The sequence below is a fragment of the Spirosoma aerophilum genome (assembly GCF_054782495.1).
In genome coordinates this window covers 674,759-694,389 of the sequence record NZ_BAAGSJ010000009.1, presented here as the reverse complement: position 1 = coordinate 694,389, position 19,631 = coordinate 674,759, and the positions used below count along the sequence as shown (strand labels likewise).

Genomic DNA, 19,631 nt, shown 5'->3' with positions numbered 1-19,631 from the left:
CTTCTCCGGTTAAATTTGTAAATTAGTTTCATAATCAATCAGTTCGTTGGTATGCTCGTTTGGTCAAACATACGATTTAGATACGTTCTTCTCAGCGCAACGGCTGGCCTGTTCAGTGCGTCTATCTGGTTAACGTCCTGTCAACGTTCAGTCGAAAAGCCAGCCGAGATTGTGGCCGTCGAAGCTACGCTTCCCGAAAAAGTTGATTATAATTTACATGTAAAACCTATTCTGTCTGATCGTTGCTTTGCGTGTCATGGTCCCGACAAAGCCAAGCAGCAGGCGGGTTTACGTCTGGATACGCCCGATGGTGCTTACGAAGCCCTGGCAAAAAGCGGTCACAAAGCCATTGTACCGGGTAATCTGGCCAAGAGTGAATTGGTCAGTCGCATCCTCAGCACTGATCCCGAGGAGATGATGCCAACCCCCAAGTCGAACCTGACGCTGACGACGGAAGAAAAAGCGATGCTGATTCGCTGGGTCGAGCAGGGGGCCGAATACAAAGAACATTGGTCGCTCATTGCGCCGACCATGCCGGAGCTTCCGAAAGTAAAAGACGAAAAATGGGTGGTCAACGACATTGACCGGTTCATCCTGGCCAAACAGGAAGCGAAAAAAGTAACACACGCACCCGAAGCGGATAAAACGACACTGCTCCGCCGGGTTAGCCTCGACCTGACGGGCTTACCGCCAACACCCGCCGAAGTCGACGCTTTCCTGGCCGATAAATCACCCAATGCTTACGAAAAAGTAGTGAACCGACTGCTCAATAGTCCGCATTACGGCGAACGGCAGGCGGTTGAGTGGCTCGACGTGGCGCGTTATGCCGATACACACGGGTATCAGGATGACGGTTTGCGCACTATGTGGCCCTACCGGGACTGGGTTATTCGGGCTTACAACCGCAATCTCTCCTTCGACCGATTTATAACCTGGCAGCTGGCGGGCGATTTACTTCCCAATCTGAATGGGTCGAAAGACAAACGCGAAAAACTCATTGCCACAGCCTTCAACCGCAATCACCAGCAGAGCCAGGAAGGGGGCATTGTGGATGAAGAATACAGAACCGAGTACGTCGCCGACCGGACTAACACTTTTGGGAAAGCGATGCTGGGCCTGACGGTGGAATGCGCCCGTTGCCACGACCATAAATACGACCCCATCAGCCAGAAAGATTATTACTCGCTCTACGCCTTTTTCGATAGCAATAACGACCGGGGTCAGATTCCCTACAATGGCGAAGCTGCTCCAACTATCACGCTCACCAAGCCCGAAACAGAGGCCAAGCTGCGCTTTATTCGCGAAAAACTGACACCGGTTCAACAACAGCTTAACCCCAACCGACCCGATTATCAGCAACGTTTTGGGCAATGGCTGGCGAAAACACGGGCGCTATCATCCATTGACTCTGGTCTGTTGGCGCATTACACGTTCGATGAAGCTGACCGGACGGATATTGGGGCTTATGTAAAAGCAAAAAACGAGCAGCGGAAACTCGAAGAGGAAAAGAAAAAACGCGAGGAAGAAGCGAACCGAAAAAAAGAGGGTATAGCTAAAGCCGGAAAGCCCGAAGACAAAAAGCCCGAGAAAAAGGAACCGCCTAAACGTAAAACAAAGGAAGAGCTTTGGGAAGACCCACGAAATGCCTTTGCGAACACGGTTAACGATACCATACCCGCCCGGTTAGGGGGCGACCCCGACAAGGTGGCTTATTCGGTGCCGGGTCGTTTCGGAAAAGCCCGGTATCTGGCGGGGGATAGTTTTATTGAACTACCCGGAAACTTCGCGGTCTTCGAGCAAAATGAGCCCTTTACCATCAGTAGCTGGTTTAATCTGGCGAAGCCAAATATGGCGCTGACGCTGATGGGACGAACTACCGGTCCCATGGATGGCCAGCGGGGGTATCAACTCGATTTGCTAAGCGACGGTCGGCTCAAGCTGGCGTTTAGTCACGTCTGGCCCGCTAATGCCATTGATGTGGAAACGATCGAAAAAGTACCGGTCCATCAGTGGTTTCAGGTGGCTTTTGCCTACGATGGCACCGGCAGGGCGAACGGCATAACCTTGTACCTGAACGGTCGGCCGCTCCATACGAAAGTCATTGCCGACAATCTTATACACAGCATGGTGTATGGGAAAAACAAAACCCGCTGGACACAGCATCCTTTCTATGTGGGCCGGATGCACGATAACTTTTACAAAGACTTTGCCGTCGATGAACTGCGTATCTACAATCGTTGCCTGACTGCGCTGGAAATGCCTAAGTTGGCGGGCCAGCCGGATGCACTTATGGCCGCGCTGCAAACCCCCGCTGCCAATCGAACACCGGCGCAGCGAACAGGCTTGTATACGTATTACGTCAGAACGCAGGACCCCGTTTATAAAACAGTCTACGCCAAAGCGATGCAGCTGAGGGGTGAGCAGATCACCCTCTATAATAACTCCGATCAGTTGATGATCATGCAGGAACGGTCAGTACCGCGCGAGACACACTTGCTCAAACGAGGGGCCTATGATGCTCCCGGTGAGGTTGTGAAACCGGCGGTTCTGCATAGTCTGAATCCATTGGACGAGGATATGCCTAAAAATCGACTTGGTTTGGCGAAGTGGTTGCTGGCCCCCGAAAATCCGCTCTTTAGCCGGGTAATGGTGAACCGCATGTGGCAACAGTATTTTGGTCAGGGGCTGGCAAAGAACAGCGATGATTTTGGGAATCAGGGCGCATTGCCCAGTCATCCCGAATTGCTGGACTACCTGGCGACGAAATTCCGTGACATGGGCGAATCCGGTGGGCAATGGAATACGAAAGCCATGCATAAACTGATCGTGATGTCGGCAACGTACCGGCAATCGTCGAGTGTAACCGAGACTGTTCGGGAGGCTGACCCCGATAATACCTATCTGACTCGCGGACCGAGTTACCGTATGTCGGCGGAGCAGGTTCGGGATAATGCACTGGCTTCCAGTGGCCTACTGGCCCGGCAGATCGGCGGCCCGAGTGTACTGCCCTATCAACCATCGGGTATCTGGGAAGCCCTGGCTACCCGCAATGCCGTAAAGTACGAACAGGATCATGGCGACAGCCTATATCGTCGGTCGATGTATACGATCTGGAAACGGTCGTCACCCGCGCCCATGATGCTGAATTTCGATGCAGCCGAACGGCATACCTGCATCGTCAAACGCCAGAAAACGAGTACGCCTTTACAGGCGCTCGTAACGCTGAACGACCCCCAATTCGTGGAAGCCGCCCGGGTACTGGCGCAAAAAGTAGTGCCGTCGTCTGTAGTACAGACCGACAACGGTATCACGGCTATTTTCAAAGCGGTCATCAGTCGTCCGGCACGACCGGAGGAGATGAAACTGGTGAAACAATTGTATACTGAAGAACTTGCCGACTTTAGACAGAATCCAAAACGGGCTGCAGAATTATTGTCAGTAGGGGAGTACCCCATCGATAAAAAGCTCAACCCCGCCGAGTTAGCCGCCTGGACGGTGGTCGCAAGTACCATTATGAATTTCGACGAAGCAATAATTAAACGATAAGTGCTGGCGCGAGTATTCACCCGTGCCGATAATTGGGCCAGCATTTGCTGGCATAGAGAAATTAGCTGATCTGCCAGCAAATGCTGGCCTAATTATCGGCACGAGTGAATGCTCGCGCCAGAGACAGAAAGCGATGGATATTCAGGACGAAATACACGACCAACTTAGTCGCAGAACCTTTCTGGGGAAGTCCAGTGCTGGTTTAGGAGCCATTGCGCTAGCATCACTGCTCAACCCGACCAATCTGTTCGGTGGGGCATCGTCGCCCGGCACCTCCATGCCGGGCGAAAACCCGGCGGTGGGCAAGCCGCATTTCCCCCCGAAAGTGAAGCGGGTTATTTATCTATTTCAAAGCGGGGCACCATCGCAGTTGGAGCTGTTCGACTACAAGCCGAAACTCGAAACCATGTGGGGGCAGGATTTGCCCGCTTCGGTGCGCAACGGCCAACGCCTGACGGGCATGAGTGCCGGGCAAAGTCGCTTCCCATTGGCTGCATCGAAATACAAATTTGCGCAGTATGGACCCGGTCAGATGTGGCTCAGTGAATTGCTGCCGCATACGGCGAAGATTGCCGGGGATTTAACCTTTGTGCGATCCCTGCATACCGAGGCTATCAACCACGACCCGGCCGTTACATTTTTTCAGACGGGTAGCCAACAGGCAGGGCGACCCAGTTTTGGCTCCTGGATTAGCTATGGTCTGGGCTCAGACAATCAGAACCTTCCGTCCTTTGTCGTACTGCTGTCCAAAGGACGCGACGGCGATCAGCCGCTGTATGCCAAACTCTGGAGCAATGGCTTCCTGCCATCCGTGCATCAGGGCGTGGTATTCCGGTCGGGACCAGACCCGGTGTATTACCTCAACAACCCACCCGGCGTTGATAAAACCAGCCGTCGGCGAATGCTCGACTATTTGGGAAAACTGCATCAGGAGCAATTTAAACATGTCCTGGACCCGGAGATAAATAACCGGATGGCGCAGTACGAAATGGCCTACCGGATGCAGACATCGGTTCCTGAAACGCTCGACATTTCGAAAGAGCCGAATTATATTTTCGATATGTATGGTCCAGACAGCCGTAAGCCTGGTACGTTTGCCGCCAACTGCTTGCTGGCCCGTAAACTGGTTGAGAAAGACGTCAAGTTTATTCAGTTATACCACCAGGGATGGGATCAGCATGGCAACCTGCCAAACGATATTAAGACGCAGGCAAAAAGCGTTGACCAGCCCTCAGCCGCGCTCATCATGGACCTCAAGCAACGTGGTTTACTGGACGATACGCTTGTGATCTGGGGCGGAGAGTTTGGTCGTGGGGCTTACTCACAGGGAAAGCTTACCCGGGATAATTACGGTCGTGACCACCATCCACGGGCTTTTTCAGTCTGGATGGCCGGTGCTGGTGTTCAAAAAGGTATGGTATACGGCGAAACCGACGATTTCGGGTATAACGTTGTCAAAGACCCGGTTCACGTTCATGACTTTCAGGCAACGGTCCTGCATTTGCTTGGCATCGACCACGAAAAGCTGACCTTTAAAAGTCAGGGACGGCGTTATCGGTTAACCGACGTGCATGGCAAAGTCGTGAAGCCTTTGCTGGCGTAACAAGCACTATTTTTATAGATCGGATAAATAGGCCTATGAGGTTTTTTCAACCTTGTAGGCCTTACTTTTGTCTGTAATTATATGCTACAACAACTGGAAATATGGATAAGAGCCACCGTCCGCTGGTTCGGCTACATTCCTAACCGTGATTTATCGGGCTGGGTACTGCTTATTATGGCGGTATTGATTGGACTGGCTGTCGATTTTGTCGTTACGCAAATCGTCCGGTTCATCGTCCGACGCAGGCCTTTTCAAACGCTGGCGTTTCTTAAGGCGCACGTGCGTTGGGCTTTCTGGACCTTTATGCCTTCGCTCTGTTTTTTACTGGCAACGAATATCCAATCGGCCCGATTTTTACGACGGCACCCGGTTGCCGATAAAACGGCCGAAGTACTTTTTCTCATTACCTCAACATGGCTTGTGGTTCAACTGCTCAAAGTAGGTGAGTTGTTGCTCGTTCGGCAGTACGATACGGTACAGGATGTTAATTTGTCGCACCGAAAATTCGTTACCCAGGTTCGCTTTTTTCGGCGGATACTGGCTGCCGGAATTATTTTGATTGGGGGCTCATTACTGCTGATCTCCTTTCAGGGGAGCCGCAAAGTGGGGTTGAGCGTGCTGACGTCGGCGGGTGTCGTATCGGTGTTGATTGGTTTTGCCGCTCAGAAAACGCTGGCCAATTTGATGGCGGGCATTCAAATTGCCTTCAATCAGCAAATTCGCCTGGGCGACGCTGTGGTGGTTGAAAAGGAATGGGGTCGTGTTGAGGAGATCAATCTGACCAGTGTGATCGTTCGGATATGGGACCGTCGCCGATTGATATTGCCCATTACCTATTTTGTAGAAACGCCCTTCGAAAACTGGACCCGCTCCGATGCGTCGATCATTGGCAGTATCTTTCTTTATCTGGATTACAAAGTACCCATCGACAAACTTAGGGAAAAGGCCCGTCTGATTGCCGAAAATGACCCGCTCTGGACCGGCGAAACCTTTGCCGTGCAGGTAACGGATACGCAGCCCACCTGTATTGTCGTCCGCGTTCTGGTTTCGGCCCACGATTCGCCGTCCGCTTTTGATTTACGCTGCCACATGCGCGAACATCTCATTGCTTTCCTGCGGGATGAATACCCGGAAAGCCTGCCCCAAACACGTTTAATGCTGGCCGAGGAGTTGAAACCAGCTTCAAAAGATGTATGATGTATGATATAGGATGTATGATGTATGATGTATGATGCATCTCCTGGAAATACATCATACATCATACATCATACATCCTATATCATACATCCACTTACTCTTCCCACCCAAATGACCGCTCGATGGCTTTTTGCCAGCCGCGCATGAGCTTCGTGCGCTGAGCATCGTCCATATTGGGTTCATAGGTTTTGGCAACGCCCCAGTTCTGTCGTAAATCATCCAGATTTTGCCAGTAACCAACGGCCAACCCGGCTGCATAAGCCGCACCGAGAGCGGTGGTTTCGGTCATACGTGGGCAGATGACGGGGCCATTGAGTACGTCGGACTGAAACTGCATTAGTAACGAGTTTCCGACCATGCCACCATCCACGCGCAGGGATTTGAGCGATACCCCCGCATCCTGCTCCATCGCCCGGACCACATCGACGGTTTGGTAAGCTGTTGCTTCCAGAACAGCCCGCGCAATATGACCTTTGTTGACAAAACGCGTCAGACCGGCAATAACGCCCCGCGCATCGGCTTTCCAGTGGGGGGCGTAGAGTCCCGAGAAAGCGGGTACGAAATACGCTCCGCCATTGTCCTCAACCGTGCGGGCGAGGGTTTCAATGTCTGTGCTCTTTTTGATCATGCCCAGATTGTCGCGCAGCCACTGGACCAGCGCCCCGGTGATGGCTACGCTACCTTCGAGGGCGTAATGAACCGGCTCATTCCGAAACTGGTAAGCTACTGTTGTCAGCAGACCACAGGTCGATTTACGAAGCTCAGTGCCAGTGTTCATGAGCAGGAAACAGCCCGTGCCGTAAGTGTTTTTTGCCTGCCCCGGTTCGTAGCACGTCTGGCCGACAAGAGCCGCCTGCTGATCGCCGAGAATACCCGCCACCGGAACACCCGGCAGCACTTCCGACGACACCGTTCCGTATACCTCACTGCTGGGACGAATTTGCGGCAACATGACGCGAGGTACTGTAAAATCGCTCAGCAGAGTGTCATCCCAGTCGAGGGTGTGCAGATTCATGAGTTGCGTCCGGCTGGCGTTAGTCACGTCGGTGAGGTGCAGACCACCATTTGTTCCGCCTGTCAGGTTCCAGACCACGAACGTGTCCATGTTGCCAAAAACAGCGTCGCCCCGTTCGGCATCTTCCCGAAGCCCCGGCACATGATCCAATAGCCACTTTAGTTTCAAACCGCTAAAGTAGGTCGCCAGGGGAAGCCCTGTTTTCTCCCGGAACCGATCCTGTCCGTGGCCATTAGCCGAGAACTCAAGAACCAGATCGGCAGTGCGCATGTCCTGCCAGACAATGGCGTTGTAGTACGGCTTGCCCGTCCGGCGGTTCCAGACAACGGTCGTCTCGCGCTGGTTGGTAATGCCAACGGCTTTGATATCCTGTACCGAAAGTTTGCCTTTAATACGAGCCAGGGCAATGACTTCGAGTGTATTACGCCAGATCTCTTCGGGGTCGTGTTCTACCCAGCCCGGCTGCGGGTAAATCTGTTTGTGTTCTTTCTGAGCAACGGAAACAATCTTGCCCTGTCGGTCGAAGACAATACAACGGGTACTGGTCGTTCCCTGGTCAATGGCGGCTATGTAGGAGGGCATGCAAATAAAGGTTATAAATAAGGACAGATTTTGTAGCTTACCTCTTACCGTAACATAATGAATACATGCGTGAAGAGGGGTATCAGGACTGGCTCAATATGAAGGCAGTGCTGGAGGATTATCTAACGGTGATCGACGAACAAACTTTGACGTTCTCTGCTACGGTAAAGACGACAAATACCAGTTCCTTCTCAAAAAAAGCCATTGAATATCGAGATACTATCCACAAAATAATTGAGCTTTTACGCAAAAAACGACATTTTATGAGCGATGTAAATAGCCGTACGAAGCAATACTTTGAGGAATTTGAACGCGCAACTTCTACGAATGAGCGAAAGGTATCAGCTGATAATTACAAGGCATATTATGCTCAATTATCACCAGTAGACAGAGCGACTGCCGATCAGGTAACAAAACCTTACCTGGCAAATGCTCTGCTGGCAATTCAGAGTATGGAGCCGGCACTTCAGCGGGCTAAGATGATGCTTGAGCGTATTCATTCGCAACCGTCCGGATCCATTACAGCGTAAACCACCGAATCAGTAACCCGCCGATGGCAGCGCCTACTAAGGGCCCCACAATGGGTACCCAGGCGTAGCTCCAGTCGGATGAGCCTTTCGCAGGAATAGGCAGCAGCGCATGGGCCAGACGCGGACTGAAATCACGGGCGGGACTCATGGCGTAGCCGGTGGTGCCGCCTAAGGACAGGCCAATGCTCCAGACCAGAACACCCACCAGATAGGGGCCAACACCAATGGCCAGTTCCCCCAGGTGTTTTGACGAAATACCTGCCAGGCCCAGAATAAGCACCAGGGTAGCCATGGCTTCACTCAGCAAGTTGGCTGCTGGTTTCCGAATGGCCGGCCCCGTTGCGAAACAGGCCAGTTTCGCATCATGATCGGGGGTGGCAGCCCAGTGAGGAAGATAATGCAGCCAAACCAATGTCGCGCCCAGAAACGCACCAATCAGTTGGGCCGTAATGTAGGGGACTACGTGGCTGAAATCATTCGTGGCTACAGCAAAGGCAACCGTTACGGCGGGGTTCAGATGGGCATCGACGCTACCAAACGCTTTGGCGACAAAAACGCCCATTGTCACGGCGAAGGCCCAACCCGCCGTGATGACGATCCAGCCTGACGATTCACCTTTGGTTTGTTTCAGTACTACGTTGGCGACGACCCCATTGCCCAGTAGAATGAGCACCATCGTGCCAATTAATTCACCTAAAAAGGGAGATGTTTGCATTTTTGTGTAGTTAGTGGTTCGAAAAGCGTACTAACTGGCGACTTGGTTAAGGCAGACAGCCAGCAGGCTTAATGAACTACCGTGTTCAAGGTTTAGGAATAGTTTGTGCGAATTAAGTCATATTTTTGACCCTATTCCAAACAGTGCTACAAATTCGTTTGTTCGCTTTATCTGAACGACGGGCATTCTGCTGGTCGTTCTTACTGTCTTCCCTATGAAAAGTATCATTTTCACGCAGGCCGGAAAGCCAACCGATATTCTTAAACCGACAGACATAGAGGTCCCTAAGCCCGGTCCGAACGAGGTTCTGGTTAAGGTGATTGCTGCGCCCATCAATCCATCTGACCTCATGTTCGTGCAAAATCTGTATGGAATCAGGCCACAATTTCCTTCGGGGGCCGGTTTTGAGGGTGTAGGGGTAGTTGACGCTGTTGGTGAGGGTGTACAGATGCAAACGGGCATACGGGTGAGCTTTACCAGTATAGGTACCTGGTCGGAGTACGCCATTGCCCATCAGAGAAGCCTGATTCCGGTGCCCGATGCCATACCGGACGAGGTGGCAGCTCAGTTATTTGTCAATCCGTTTACAGCCTATGCTATGGTGCAGGATTCAGGTGTGCCCGAAGGGGGCTGGCTGATGCTTACGGCGGCCGGGTCGGCGTTTGGTAAAATGGTGATTCAACTCTGCGCTATGCGGGGTATTAAAACCATTGGCACTGTTCGACGCGACGATATGAACGACGAACTGAAAGCCCTGGGGTTAACAGAGGTCATCAATACCGAGACCGAGAACATGGCTGCCCGTATCAAGCAGATTACCGACGGGGTAGGCGTTGCCTGTGTGCTCGATGCTGTTGGGGGACATATCGCCACCGAAGCCGTCAAATGTCTGGCCAAGGGTGGCACTATGATCATTTACGGACTCATGAGTTTGCAGGACCCGAGCCTGAATGCCGGCCTGCTGATATTCAGGGAGTTGACCATTAAAGGATTCTGGCTCACCGACTGGATGCGCCGGGTTGATAGCCAGACGCGGCAGGAGGTAGCGAAAAACGTAATCAAATTGCTGGCATCCGGGCAAATACAACTTCCTGTAGAGGCCGCTTATTCATTCGACCAAATTGCCGAAGCTGTCGAACATGCTGATCGGCCGGGGCGTCGGGGTAAGATTTTGCTGAAGCCCTAATGGTCACTAGTTACGGATGGCGAAGGTCATTTGCCGGATAGGGAAGGCCTTAACACTAATGATATCCTGTCGACATTCACTAATTTTCTAAAACGATTTCAGGTGGCTTACTTATCTTTGACAACAATATACGCTTCGGTGCGTTTGTTTGAATAACGATTACAGGTTTACCCTCATACACTTACCCGACTCGTTCGTATGCTCTTGCTCCAGGTTCCGGCTATTGATACTACGGCCACATCGCTGTCGGCCACAACGGCTGCTCAACCCCAAACACTGCAATTATTTGATTTGGTAGCCAAAGGCGGCTGGGTTATGATTCCCATCGCGTTTTTGCTGTTTTCTGCCCTTTATCTGATCTTCGAACGGTTTTTTGTGATCCGCTCGCAAAGCCGGTACGATGCTAACTTTATCGATAACATCCGGGATATGGTGGCGCAGGGAAATATCAAGTCAGCCGAGTCGTTTGCCAAAAACCAGCGTACCGCTATGGGGCGGGTATTCGAAAAAGCCATTGGCCGTATCGGTTCACCCATTCGCGAAATTGAGAGCACGATCGAAACCGTTGGTCAGATCGAACTGTCGCGGCTGGAGCGCAATATGGGCTACCTGGGTATCATTGCCGGTATCGCGCCGATGTTAGGGTTTATCGGTACCATCTCCGGTATTATCCGGATTTTTTACGACATCTCGCTCTCCGATAACATCAGCGTGGGTATCATTGCCGGTGGTTTGTACGAAAAGATGATCACCTCAGGTTCCGGTCTTATTGTTGGGGTCATTGCCTATACCGGCTACCACCTGCTCAACATGATGATCGAGCGGTTCACCCTGGCGCTGGAAGTCAACGCGTTCGAATTCATTGAAGTTCTTCAAAAACCAACTACCGAGCCCGCCCGGATGCGGTAGACTCGTACCAGACAGTCTCTGGCTGTCTGCGTAAGTAACATCAGTAAAAAAGACAGTTAGCGGCTGTCTGATACAAAAACATGAAACTCCGACGTAAAACAAAATTTGCTGCCGAAGTCGCGACTTCTTCCCTGAACGACATCATGTTTTTCCTGTTGTTGTTCTTTTTGATCATCTCGACGGTAGCAAACCCCAACGTTATTAAACTGTTGTTGCCCAAGGCTGCTTCAACGCAGCAGTTGAGCAAGAAACAGGTGACCTTGTCTGTCGATGGTGACAAAAAATATTATATTGATAAAAAGCCGGTAGATCCGGCCAACCTGGAAAACGAGTTGAAAACCGTTATGGCGGGTATTGCCGAGCCAACCGTTGTAGTGCGTTTCGATAAAACCTTAACGGTGCAGGATCTGGTCGATGTGCTGCAAACGGGTGCCAAACTGAATATCAAAATGGTAATGGCGACGTCTAAATAATCTTATCCCGGATTTTTAGGATTTAAAAGATTTTCATGATTAAAGGACCAGGACAGGTGAATGTTCTGGTTTTTTTGTGCGCTTAAATGAGGTTTCTTCGGGTCTGATTAAAATCAAATCAGTTAGTTGGTGAGTTTATAGGGAAAACAGGACCACCCATGATAGCTGACTACACAGAAGCCCCCGTTTGCCATGTCGATGATTTGGCAGATGGCGAACTAAAAGAAGTTCGCGTAGGCGATACCGACGTTTTGCTGGCCCGCGTTGCCGGACAGTATTATGCCCTTCATCCGAAATGTACGCACTACAGCGGGCCTCTGGCGAAGGGACTGTTGAATGGGCATCGGCTCGTTTGTCCGTGGCATAATGCCTGCTTTGATGTTCGCAACGGTAATCGGCTTGAAGCACCCGCCCTGAACGGATTGCCTACGCATGAGGTACGTGTTGAAGGTGGACAGGTTTTTGTTCGGCTGACAACGAACAAGGAAAGTTTAGAAAACCCATTGTCCGCTCCCGACGAGGCCAATCCGGAAACCTACGTCATCATCGGGAGTGGTGGAGCCGGTGCCTTTGCCGCTGAGGGCATGCGTGAGGGCGGTTTTACGGGTAAAATCGTCATGCTCACCCAAAGTAGTGAAGCTCCTTACGACCGACCAAATTGCTCAAAGGATTACCTGCAGGGAAAAGCACCCGACGAATGGATGGCACTGCGTACCGATGAATTTTATAAAGATTACGGCATCGACGTTCGGACAAACCAGCACGTCACCTCTCTTGATCCGGTCGCCAAAACGATCGAACTCGCTTCCGGCGAAACGCTTAACTACGATAAAGCGCTGGTATGCCCGGGCGGTACACCCAATTCGTTACCCGGCTTATCGACTAACATGAACGGCGTGCATGTGCTGCGCAGCCTGCACGATAGCCAAAAACTTCGGGAACTTGGCCAGGCGGGTAAACGGGTAATTATCATTGGCAGTTCGTTTATTGGCCTGGAAGGAGCGATGAGCCTGCGTAAACTGGGGAGCGACGTAAGCGTGGTTGGTCTGGAAAATACACCGTTCGAGAAAATTCTGGGCACCCGAATCGGTCGGGTCGTACAGGGGTGGCACGAGAAAGAAGGTATTCGGTTTCACCTTGGCCGCAAGCTTGCCAAACTGGAAGGCGATGATGCCGTAACGGCCGTGATTCTCGACAATGGCGAACGAATCCCCGCCGATTTCGTGCTGCTGGGATTGGGTGTGAGGCCTAAGACAGATTTCCTGACAGGCATTGCTCTGGAGAAAGACGGCGGTGTGAAAACGGATGCGTATCTGAAGATAACAGACGATCTCTATGCCGCGGGCGATATCGCCCATTATCCCACGGCTGACGAAACCCAGCGAATCGAACACTGGAAAGTGGCAGGCCAGCAGGGGCATGTGGCTGGGCTGAACATGGCTGGTAAAGAGGAACCGTATGAGATGGTGCCGTTTTTCTGGACTAACCAACAGGGAAAACGCATTAATTATGTAGGGCATGCGACCTCGTTCGAGGAGATTATCTTCGATGGTAATCCGGAAACAGACGAGTCATTTCTGGCCTTATATGTCCAACATGGAAAGGTGAAAGCAGCGGCCGGACTCAAACGCGATCAGGATATTATTGCCATTCGCGAGCTGATGCAGGAAGGCCGAATGCCTTCTGTTGAGGCCATTCGGAACGGGATACGCTGGCCCGAAGCTTTGAAGAAAGGATAAGGCTTATCCGTTTTTAGCAAGAATCCTATACCGGCCAAAAGCTTAAAGCTGTTTACCTTTGTTGTCAAACCCTGCAAAAACCGGTTTGATTATGACGCATCAACTTGTACTCAGAAAGCCGCTGGCCTTTTTCGACCTCGAAACAACGGGCATCAATATCGCCAAGGATCGCATTATTGATATTTGCATTATTAAAGCATTGCCGGGGGGCGAAGTCGTTTCCAGGACCCAGCGTGTAAATCCGGGTATGCCCATCCCGCTGGAGTCGAGTCTGATCCATGGTATTTACGACGACGATGTTCAGGATGCACCCCCATTTAAAACCGTTGCCCGGACGCTGGCCCAGTTTCTGGACGGATGCGATCTGGCTGGATTCAACTGTAATCGGTTCGATGTGCCGCTTTTGGTGGAAGAGTTTTTACGGGCGAATGTCGATTTCGATATGAAAAATCGACGTCTGGTCGATGCGCAACGGATTTTCCACCTGATGGAGCCGCGTAATCTGTCGGCTGCTTACCGGTTCTACTGTAATAAAGAACTGATTGGTGCTCATGGTGCCGAAGCCGACACGATCGCTACGCTCGAAGTCCTTAACGCGCAGGTGCAGCGGTACATGGGCATGGTTGCCAAGTCCGACAGCGGTGCCGATGTGGTATTCGAAAACGACGTCGATATGCTGCATAGCCTGACCGCCAACAAAAACATTGACCTGGCCGGCCGAATGATCATCAACGAAAAAGGCGAAGAGGTTTTCAACTTTGGAAAACACAAAGGGACCCCCATATTGGAGGTGTTAAAGAAAGAACCTTCGTTCTACGATTGGATATTAAAAGGAGACTTTCCATTAGATACCAAACGACGACTGACCGAAATCCGGCTGCGTATGTTCAGCAACGGAAATCGGTAATATAACCGTGGTTATTTGGTAGAGACGACAACTTCCGTAACCACCGGAATATTTGATGCATTCTTACCGGAGATGTAAAGTTTCTGGCCGTTCGAAAATAGATTTCCATTGCTGGGTAAACCACTTAGCGTAATAGGGTTGGTCGCCCAGGTATTATTGACGAGATCGTAGATATAGACCGACTGCCCCTGCAGCAGATACAGATTATCGCCCAGAACCGCTGAGAACACATTGCCGTAGTTACTGGCCACCTCAACGGGAACATCTTTCACCGCTGTCCATGTATTGGAGGTTGTTGAGAAATAGGCCATTTTTTGTTTGGCCCCCTGCCCGCCAAGCACATAAATCCGGTCTTTATAAACCGCCATTTCGCTGCTCGTGGTTGAATACAGGTAGTTTGGCGAGGTAAACCATTTGTCCTGACTAATGCTGTAAAATTTGAAAAGTGTGCTGGGTGTCCGCCCGCCAACGAAGTAAATGTTGCCGTTATAATACACTACGCCCGCTTCACCCGCATTATCTTTAGCCGTGGCTGGATAGGTCAGAGTCGTCCAGGTATTCGTTGAGGCAGTATATTTTGTGGCATCGTTGGCGATGTAAAAAATATTTGTTCCATCGCTTACCAGATGGCTACTATAGCCGCAGCCGCAAACATTGGGGGATTTGGCCAGTGCCGACGAGAAAGAATTGGCGGTTAAGTCATACCGCACAAAAAACTGAGCCTTAGACGTATTCGAATAGTTTCCAAAGTAAATACTGTTTCCCACCAAAACCGACTGAATTGGGAAAGCTCCTGTATCGTAGGAGCTTATGGGTACGTTGATGGGATTGGCGGTTAAGACAATATCGTTGACAGTTTTTTGTGGGCTAGTCGATGAATCATCACCTTTTTGACAGCCAGCTAAAAAAACGACGAATAAACAGGTAAAGAGGACTTTCATATAAGATATTCTTTATGTTAATGATCTGATAACCAATCTGTTGTTTCTGTAAATGTTATGTCTGTAAAAGGATAATTTTAGCGTAGAATTACTGAATATATAGGTTGAAACTTCGCAAAAAAAGCCGCTTACCGGATAGCCCCGTGATTTTTGGCAAGTCCTTCAGAAATTCCGCACAAAAGAACATAGTTTTACTGTAATAGACCTATATAATAAAAGGAGTAAAGGGTGAGTCTAAATAGGAAGTAGTATGGATATAAATTGCACCTGATGAAAAACACCTTTACGCCAATTCCGAATAATCTTTACCTTTGCGGAACTTTGTATTAACCGGCAAGCCATGCAACCCACGCAGGACGTCCTCATTCCGGAAGTCATTCAACAAATTCCGCTTACGTACTACCTGATTCTCAGTACTGCGCTTTTCGTTATCGGCATTATAGGGGTACTCACCCGGCGAAACGCAATTATTATCTTTATGTCCGTTGAGCTCATGCTCAATGCGGTCAATTTGCTATTAATTGCCTTCTCATCATATCGGTCCGACTCTGCGGGACAGGTATTCGTCTTTTTTATTATGGCCGTAGCTGCCGCCGAAGTCTCGGTTGGGTTGGCCATTATTGTCATGATTTACCGTAATACCCGCTCCATTGATGTGGGATTGCTCAATAAATTGAAATGGTAATGGTAGTCAATAAGTTGGTAAGTTGGTAAGTTGGTCAGTCAGTAAGTGGCTGACGCGAGTGTTATTCAATGCGTCAGCCACTTACTGACTGACCAACTTACCAACTTACCGACTTACCGACTGTTAGGCTTATTGACTAAAAAAATGAAAATAGAATTACTCTGTGCGTTAATCCCGCTCTTTCCGTTACTTGGCTTTCTTATCAATGGCCTTGGCTTTCGGCAACTATCCAAAGGCCTGGCTGGGGTAGTGGCAACAGCCGCCGTGCTGGCGTCTTTTCTCCTCTCCATCTATCTGTTCAGCTCATTTTCCGGAGAATCAGAGCCACTCGTTGCCACGCTTTTCGACTGGATCAGTGTTGGTGATCTACACATCAACTTCTCGTTTCAGATCGATCAGCTATCGTTGTTGATGCTGCTGGTCGTAACGGGCGTTGGATCGCTGATTCACCTCTATAGCATTGGCTACATGAGCCACGATGAAGGATTCGGTAAGTTTATGGCTTTCCTGAACCTCTTTATCTTTTTCATGCTGCTGCTGGTGATGGGCTCAAACTACGTCATCATGTTCATTGGCTGGGAAGGTGTAGGACTTTGTTCTTATCTGCTCATCGGTTTCTGGAACAAAAATATCAGCTACAATAACGCGGCCCGTAAGGCTTTCGTTATGAACCGGATTGGCGACCTGGGCTTTTTGCTGGGTATATTCATGCTCATCAATACCTTCGGCACGGTTGAATACCTCGACATTTTCAAACAGGCCACTAGCCTGGAAATTGGTGATAAAACGGTGCTGGCTATCACGCTGCTCCTGTTTGTGGGCGCTATGGGTAAATCAGCGCAGATTCCGCTCTACACCTGGCTACCCGACGCGATGGCTGGCCCGACACCCGTGTCGGCCCTGATTCACGCGGCTACCATGGTAACGGCTGGTATCTATATGGTTGTCCGGTCAAACGTGCTGTATACCCTTTCTCCGCTAACCCTCGAAATTGTGGGGGGCATTGCCATTGCCACGGCCTTGCTGGCAGCTTCCATTGGCTTGTTGCAAAACGACATCAAGAAAGTACTGGCCTATTCGACCGTTTCGCAGTTGGGCTATATGTTCCTCGGCCTGAGTGCCACGGCCTATACGGCGGGTATGTTCCACGTTATTACCCACGCGTTCTTCAAAGCGTTGTTGTTCCTAGGCGCTGGTAGTGTGATTCACGCTATGTCCAACGAACAGGATATTCGTAAAATGGGTGGTTTGCGCAAAGCATTGCCCATTACGTTCATTACCTTCCTGATCGGTACCATTGCCATATCGGGCTTACCGCCCTTTGCCGGTTTCTTCTCGAAAGACGAAATTCTGGCGCACGTGTTCGAGCACAACAAAGTGCTTTGGGCACTGGGCGTTGTAGGCTCGGGTCTGACATCTTTTTACATGTTCCGGCTCCTGTTCCTGACGTTCTTCGGCGAGTTTCGCGGAACGGACGAACAAAAGCATCACCTGCACGAGTCACCAGCGTCGATGACCATCCCGCTGGTGGTGCTGGCGGTATTGTCGGCCATTGGTGGCGGGCTGAACTTACCGGGTGGCGGCTGGCTAAGCCATTTTATGGAACCCATCTTCGAGGGGTCGAAGCAGGTGAGTCCCGAAGCCTTTGCCGAATCGACAATGGAGCATAGCACCGAATACGTACTCATGGCGGTTTCGGCCGGTGTTGCGTTGATCGCGCTGATTGCAGCCTATGTCATGTACATCAGCCGTCAGGCTGTTCCGGCACCGGAATCGACGGAGCGCTCTTTGCCTGAGCAGGTTATCTACAACAAATATTACGTCGACGAACTGTACGAAACGATCATTGTTCGGCCCATTCGCGGGTTAGGCGACACGCTGTATAGCTTTGGTGAAGGGCTTGTTGATGGCGTTGTGAACGGGGTGGCCTGGCTGGTTCAAAAAGGGTCGGCGCAGTTGCGTTTGCTGCAAAACGGCTCCATTGGCTTTTATGTACTCGCCATGGTCGTCAGTATCGTTGTCATTTTTGCGTTACGGTTCTTCATTCGTTTATAGTCATAACCTTGGCAGGTAGATCGTCTTCCGTCCATCGTATATCGTAAACCGATTATATGCTTACTCTTTTTCTTATTCTTTTCCCTGCCGTAGCGGCCACCCTGATTTTCCTGATTGGGGGAGAACGGACAAAACAGATCGCTTTCCTGGCTGCGCTGGTCGAGCTGGCCCTGGCAGGTTACACGTTTCTGACATTTAAACCCGACGCCAGTTCGCAGTTTGGGTTCGATTACCCCTGGATCAGCTCCCTGGGTATTCGCTTAAGCGCGGGTGTCGATGGCATTAGCGTGTTGCTGGTGCTGCTGACCGGCCTGCTGGTTCCGTTCATCATTCTGTCGACTTTCGACCGAACGTATAAACAGCCTGGTACATTTTATGCGCTCATGCTCTTCATGCAGGCTGCGCTGATGGGTGTATTTACGGCCCGCGACGGGTTTCTTTTCTACTTCTTTTTCGAAGCGGCTCTGATACCCATTTACTTTCTGGCAGCGATGTGGGGTGGCGAGAACCGGATTCCGGTTACGTTCAAGTTCTTCGTATACACCATCTTCGGTAGCTTGTTCATGCTGATCGCGCTGGTGTATCTGTATTATCAGACACCCCCCACGAGCCTATCAGCTCACTCGTCGGCAATTGCCGACTTTTACAAGCTAAACTTGTCGGCTGATACACAAAACTGGCTTTTTTGGGCTTTCTTCATTGCGTTTGCTATCAAAATGCCTGTATTCCCGTTCCACACCTGGCAACCCGATACCTACGTCGAGTCGCCAACCCAGGCGACTATGCTGCTGGCGGGTATCATGCTGAAGATGGGCGTTTACGGTCTGATTCGTTTTATTCTGCCTATCGTGCCGCTAGGGGTTGAGGTTTGGGGAAAAACAGCCATCATTCTGTCCGTTATCGGCATTATTTACGGCGCTATTATTGCCATTCGCCAGCGCGATATGAAGCGACTGATTGCTTATTCGTCGTTCTCGCACGTTGGGCTGATGGCAGCCGGTGTTTTTTCCTTAACGGAGACTGGCCTTCAGGGAGCGTTGGTACAAATGCTTGCCCACGGCATCAACGTGGTCGGCTTATTCTTTGTCGCCGATATTATTTTCTCCCGCACCAACACGCGCCAACTCGATCAACTTGGGGGCATTACCCAATCGACACCCAAGTTGACGGTGTATTTCTTAATTATGCTGCTAGGGAGCGTGGCCTTGCCGCTTACAAACGGATTCATCGGCGAATTTTTATTGCTGCATGGGGTCTTCACGTACAACCATTATCTGGGATTAGCCGCTGGGTTTACCATCATTTTCGGCGCGGTGTACATGCTCCGTATGTTCCAGAAAAGCATGTTTGGCCCTACATCATCCCGAACCGAATCATTTGCTGACCTGTCGACCTCCGAAAGCTGGGTGTTCATTCCGCTCGTTGTAATGGTCTTCTGGATTGGTGTTTACCCCCATACCTTCTTACGTGTAACCGAACCCGCCGTTGCTAATCTGATGAAGTACATCGGAACAACAGCCGTGTCAATGAAATAAAATAGTTTTCGGG

The 19,631-nt window shown here is 50.7% G+C and carries 15 protein-coding genes; 12 read left to right on the top strand and 3 right to left on the bottom strand.

The window, feature by feature from the left end; all coding sequences use genetic code 11:
• Window positions 1–51 precede the first annotated feature (51 nt).
• The 3 genes from ACYVK4_RS10555 (at window position 52) to ACYVK4_RS10545 (ending at window position 6,346) form a co-directional block, all read left to right on the top strand.
• A complete protein-coding gene (locus ACYVK4_RS10555; RefSeq protein WP_461127459.1) occupies window positions 52–3,546 on the top strand; it encodes a DUF1553 domain-containing protein in 3,495 nt (1,164 codons plus the stop codon).
• A 133-nt stretch (window positions 3,547–3,679) separates the two neighbouring features.
• Entirely contained in the window at window positions 3,680–5,149 is a 1,470-nt protein-coding gene (locus tag ACYVK4_RS10550) for a DUF1501 domain-containing protein (RefSeq protein WP_461127458.1), read from the top strand.
• A gap of 81 nt (window positions 5,150–5,230) precedes the next feature.
• Window positions 5,231–6,346: a mechanosensitive ion channel family protein gene (locus ACYVK4_RS10545; RefSeq protein ID WP_461127457.1), complete on the top strand. Its 1,116-nt coding sequence runs from the start codon at window positions 5,231–5,233 to the stop codon at window positions 6,344–6,346.
• Window positions 6,347–6,440: 94 nt separating this feature from the next.
• Here ACYVK4_RS10545 and glpK read toward each other — a convergent pair whose 3' ends face one another.
• Window positions 6,441–7,943 carry a glycerol kinase GlpK gene (glpK, locus tag ACYVK4_RS10540; protein WP_461127456.1) on the bottom strand — a complete coding sequence of 501 codons (1,503 nt, stop codon included), beginning with the start codon at window positions 7,941–7,943 and terminating at the stop codon, window positions 6,441–6,443.
• A gap of 65 nt (window positions 7,944–8,008) precedes the next feature.
• Here glpK and ACYVK4_RS10535 point away from each other — a divergent pair, with 65 nt between their 5' ends.
• On the top strand, window positions 8,009–8,473 hold the full coding sequence (locus ACYVK4_RS10535; RefSeq protein ID WP_461127455.1) for a hypothetical protein: 465 nt from the start codon (window positions 8,009–8,011) through the stop codon (window positions 8,471–8,473).
• Here the strand turns inward: ACYVK4_RS10535 and ACYVK4_RS10530 are convergent.
• Complete coding sequence (locus ACYVK4_RS10530; RefSeq protein WP_461127454.1) at window positions 8,463–9,188, bottom strand: MIP/aquaporin family protein; 726 nt, start codon at window positions 9,186–9,188, stop codon at window positions 8,463–8,465. The two genes, ACYVK4_RS10535 and ACYVK4_RS10530, sit on opposite strands and share 11 nt — an antisense overlap.
• 214 nt (window positions 9,189–9,402) lie before the next feature.
• Between ACYVK4_RS10530 and ACYVK4_RS10525 the strand changes: the two genes are divergently transcribed.
• From ACYVK4_RS10525 to ACYVK4_RS10505, 5 genes are all read left to right on the top strand, one after another.
• Window positions 9,403–10,374 (top strand): zinc-dependent alcohol dehydrogenase family protein, encoded by a 972-nt coding sequence (locus ACYVK4_RS10525; RefSeq protein WP_461127453.1) that lies wholly within the window; start codon window positions 9,403–9,405, stop codon window positions 10,372–10,374.
• Window positions 10,375–10,572: 198 nt separating this feature from the next.
• Window positions 10,573–11,283, top strand: a complete 711-nt coding sequence (locus ACYVK4_RS10520) for a MotA/TolQ/ExbB proton channel family protein (protein WP_461127452.1) — start codon at window positions 10,573–10,575, stop codon at window positions 11,281–11,283.
• 80 nt (window positions 11,284–11,363) lie between these two features.
• Window positions 11,364–11,756 carry an ExbD/TolR family protein gene (locus ACYVK4_RS10515; RefSeq protein WP_461127451.1) on the top strand — a complete coding sequence of 131 codons (393 nt, stop codon included), beginning with the start codon at window positions 11,364–11,366 and terminating at the stop codon, window positions 11,754–11,756.
• Window positions 11,757–11,914: 158 nt separating this feature from the next.
• Window positions 11,915–13,495, top strand: coding sequence for an FAD-dependent oxidoreductase (locus ACYVK4_RS10510; RefSeq protein WP_461127450.1), 1,581 nt, complete (start codon window positions 11,915–11,917; stop codon window positions 13,493–13,495).
• 91 nt (window positions 13,496–13,586) lie between these two features.
• Window positions 13,587–14,402, top strand: coding sequence for an exonuclease domain-containing protein (locus tag ACYVK4_RS10505; RefSeq protein WP_461127449.1), 816 nt, complete (start codon window positions 13,587–13,589; stop codon window positions 14,400–14,402).
• 11 nt (window positions 14,403–14,413) lie between these two features.
• On the opposite strand, the gene ACYVK4_RS10500 is transcribed toward ACYVK4_RS10505, so the two are convergent.
• Entirely contained in the window at window positions 14,414–15,343 is a 930-nt protein-coding gene (locus tag ACYVK4_RS10500) for a Kelch repeat-containing protein (protein WP_461127448.1), read from the bottom strand.
• 340 nt (window positions 15,344–15,683) lie between these two features.
• On the opposite strand from ACYVK4_RS10500, the gene nuoK reads away from it, so the two are divergent.
• From nuoK to ACYVK4_RS10485, 3 genes are all read left to right on the top strand, one after another.
• Window positions 15,684–16,028, top strand: a complete 345-nt coding sequence (gene nuoK, locus ACYVK4_RS10495; protein ID WP_077132821.1) for an NADH-quinone oxidoreductase subunit NuoK — start codon at window positions 15,684–15,686, stop codon at window positions 16,026–16,028.
• A gap of 144 nt (window positions 16,029–16,172) precedes the next feature.
• On the top strand, window positions 16,173–18,083 hold the full coding sequence (gene nuoL / locus ACYVK4_RS10490; RefSeq protein ID WP_461127447.1) for an NADH-quinone oxidoreductase subunit L: 1,911 nt from the start codon (window positions 16,173–16,175) through the stop codon (window positions 18,081–18,083).
• A 56-nt stretch (window positions 18,084–18,139) separates the two neighbouring features.
• Window positions 18,140–19,618, top strand: coding sequence for a complex I subunit 4 family protein (locus tag ACYVK4_RS10485; protein WP_461127446.1), 1,479 nt, complete (start codon window positions 18,140–18,142; stop codon window positions 19,616–19,618).
• Window positions 19,619–19,631: the final 13 nt, after the last annotated feature.

Excerpts from the sequence above, each read along its gene's own strand:
- ACYVK4_RS10520 (WP_461127452.1), top strand. The coding sequence starts at position 10,573 with ATGCTCTTGCTCCAGGTTCCGGCTATTGATACTACGGCCACATCGCTG.
- ACYVK4_RS10525 (WP_461127453.1), top strand. The coding sequence starts at position 9,403 with ATGAAAAGTATCATTTTCACGCAGGCCGGAAAGCCAACCGATATTCTT.
- ACYVK4_RS10555 (WP_461127459.1), top strand. The coding sequence starts at position 52 with ATGCTCGTTTGGTCAAACATACGATTTAGATACGTTCTTCTCAGCGCA.
- ACYVK4_RS10550 (WP_461127458.1), top strand. The coding sequence starts at position 3,680 with ATGGATATTCAGGACGAAATACACGACCAACTTAGTCGCAGAACCTTT.
- ACYVK4_RS10535 (WP_461127455.1), top strand. The coding sequence starts at position 8,009 with ATGCGTGAAGAGGGGTATCAGGACTGGCTCAATATGAAGGCAGTGCTG.
- ACYVK4_RS10530 (WP_461127454.1), bottom strand. The coding sequence starts at position 9,188 with ATGCAAACATCTCCCTTTTTAGGTGAATTAATTGGCACGATGGTGCTC.
- ACYVK4_RS10515 (WP_461127451.1), top strand. The coding sequence starts at position 11,364 with ATGAAACTCCGACGTAAAACAAAATTTGCTGCCGAAGTCGCGACTTCT.
- ACYVK4_RS10485 (WP_461127446.1), top strand. The coding sequence starts at position 18,140 with ATGCTTACTCTTTTTCTTATTCTTTTCCCTGCCGTAGCGGCCACCCTG.
- nuoL (WP_461127447.1), top strand. The coding sequence starts at position 16,173 with ATGAAAATAGAATTACTCTGTGCGTTAATCCCGCTCTTTCCGTTACTT.
- ACYVK4_RS10500 (WP_461127448.1), bottom strand. The coding sequence starts at position 15,343 with ATGAAAGTCCTCTTTACCTGTTTATTCGTCGTTTTTTTAGCTGGCTGT.
- nuoK (WP_077132821.1), top strand. The coding sequence starts at position 15,684 with ATGCAACCCACGCAGGACGTCCTCATTCCGGAAGTCATTCAACAAATT.
- ACYVK4_RS10545 (WP_461127457.1), top strand. The coding sequence starts at position 5,231 with ATGCTACAACAACTGGAAATATGGATAAGAGCCACCGTCCGCTGGTTC.
- ACYVK4_RS10510 (WP_461127450.1), top strand. The coding sequence starts at position 11,915 with ATGATAGCTGACTACACAGAAGCCCCCGTTTGCCATGTCGATGATTTG.
- ACYVK4_RS10505 (WP_461127449.1), top strand. The coding sequence starts at position 13,587 with ATGACGCATCAACTTGTACTCAGAAAGCCGCTGGCCTTTTTCGACCTC.
- glpK (WP_461127456.1), bottom strand. The coding sequence starts at position 7,943 with ATGCCCTCCTACATAGCCGCCATTGACCAGGGAACGACCAGTACCCGT.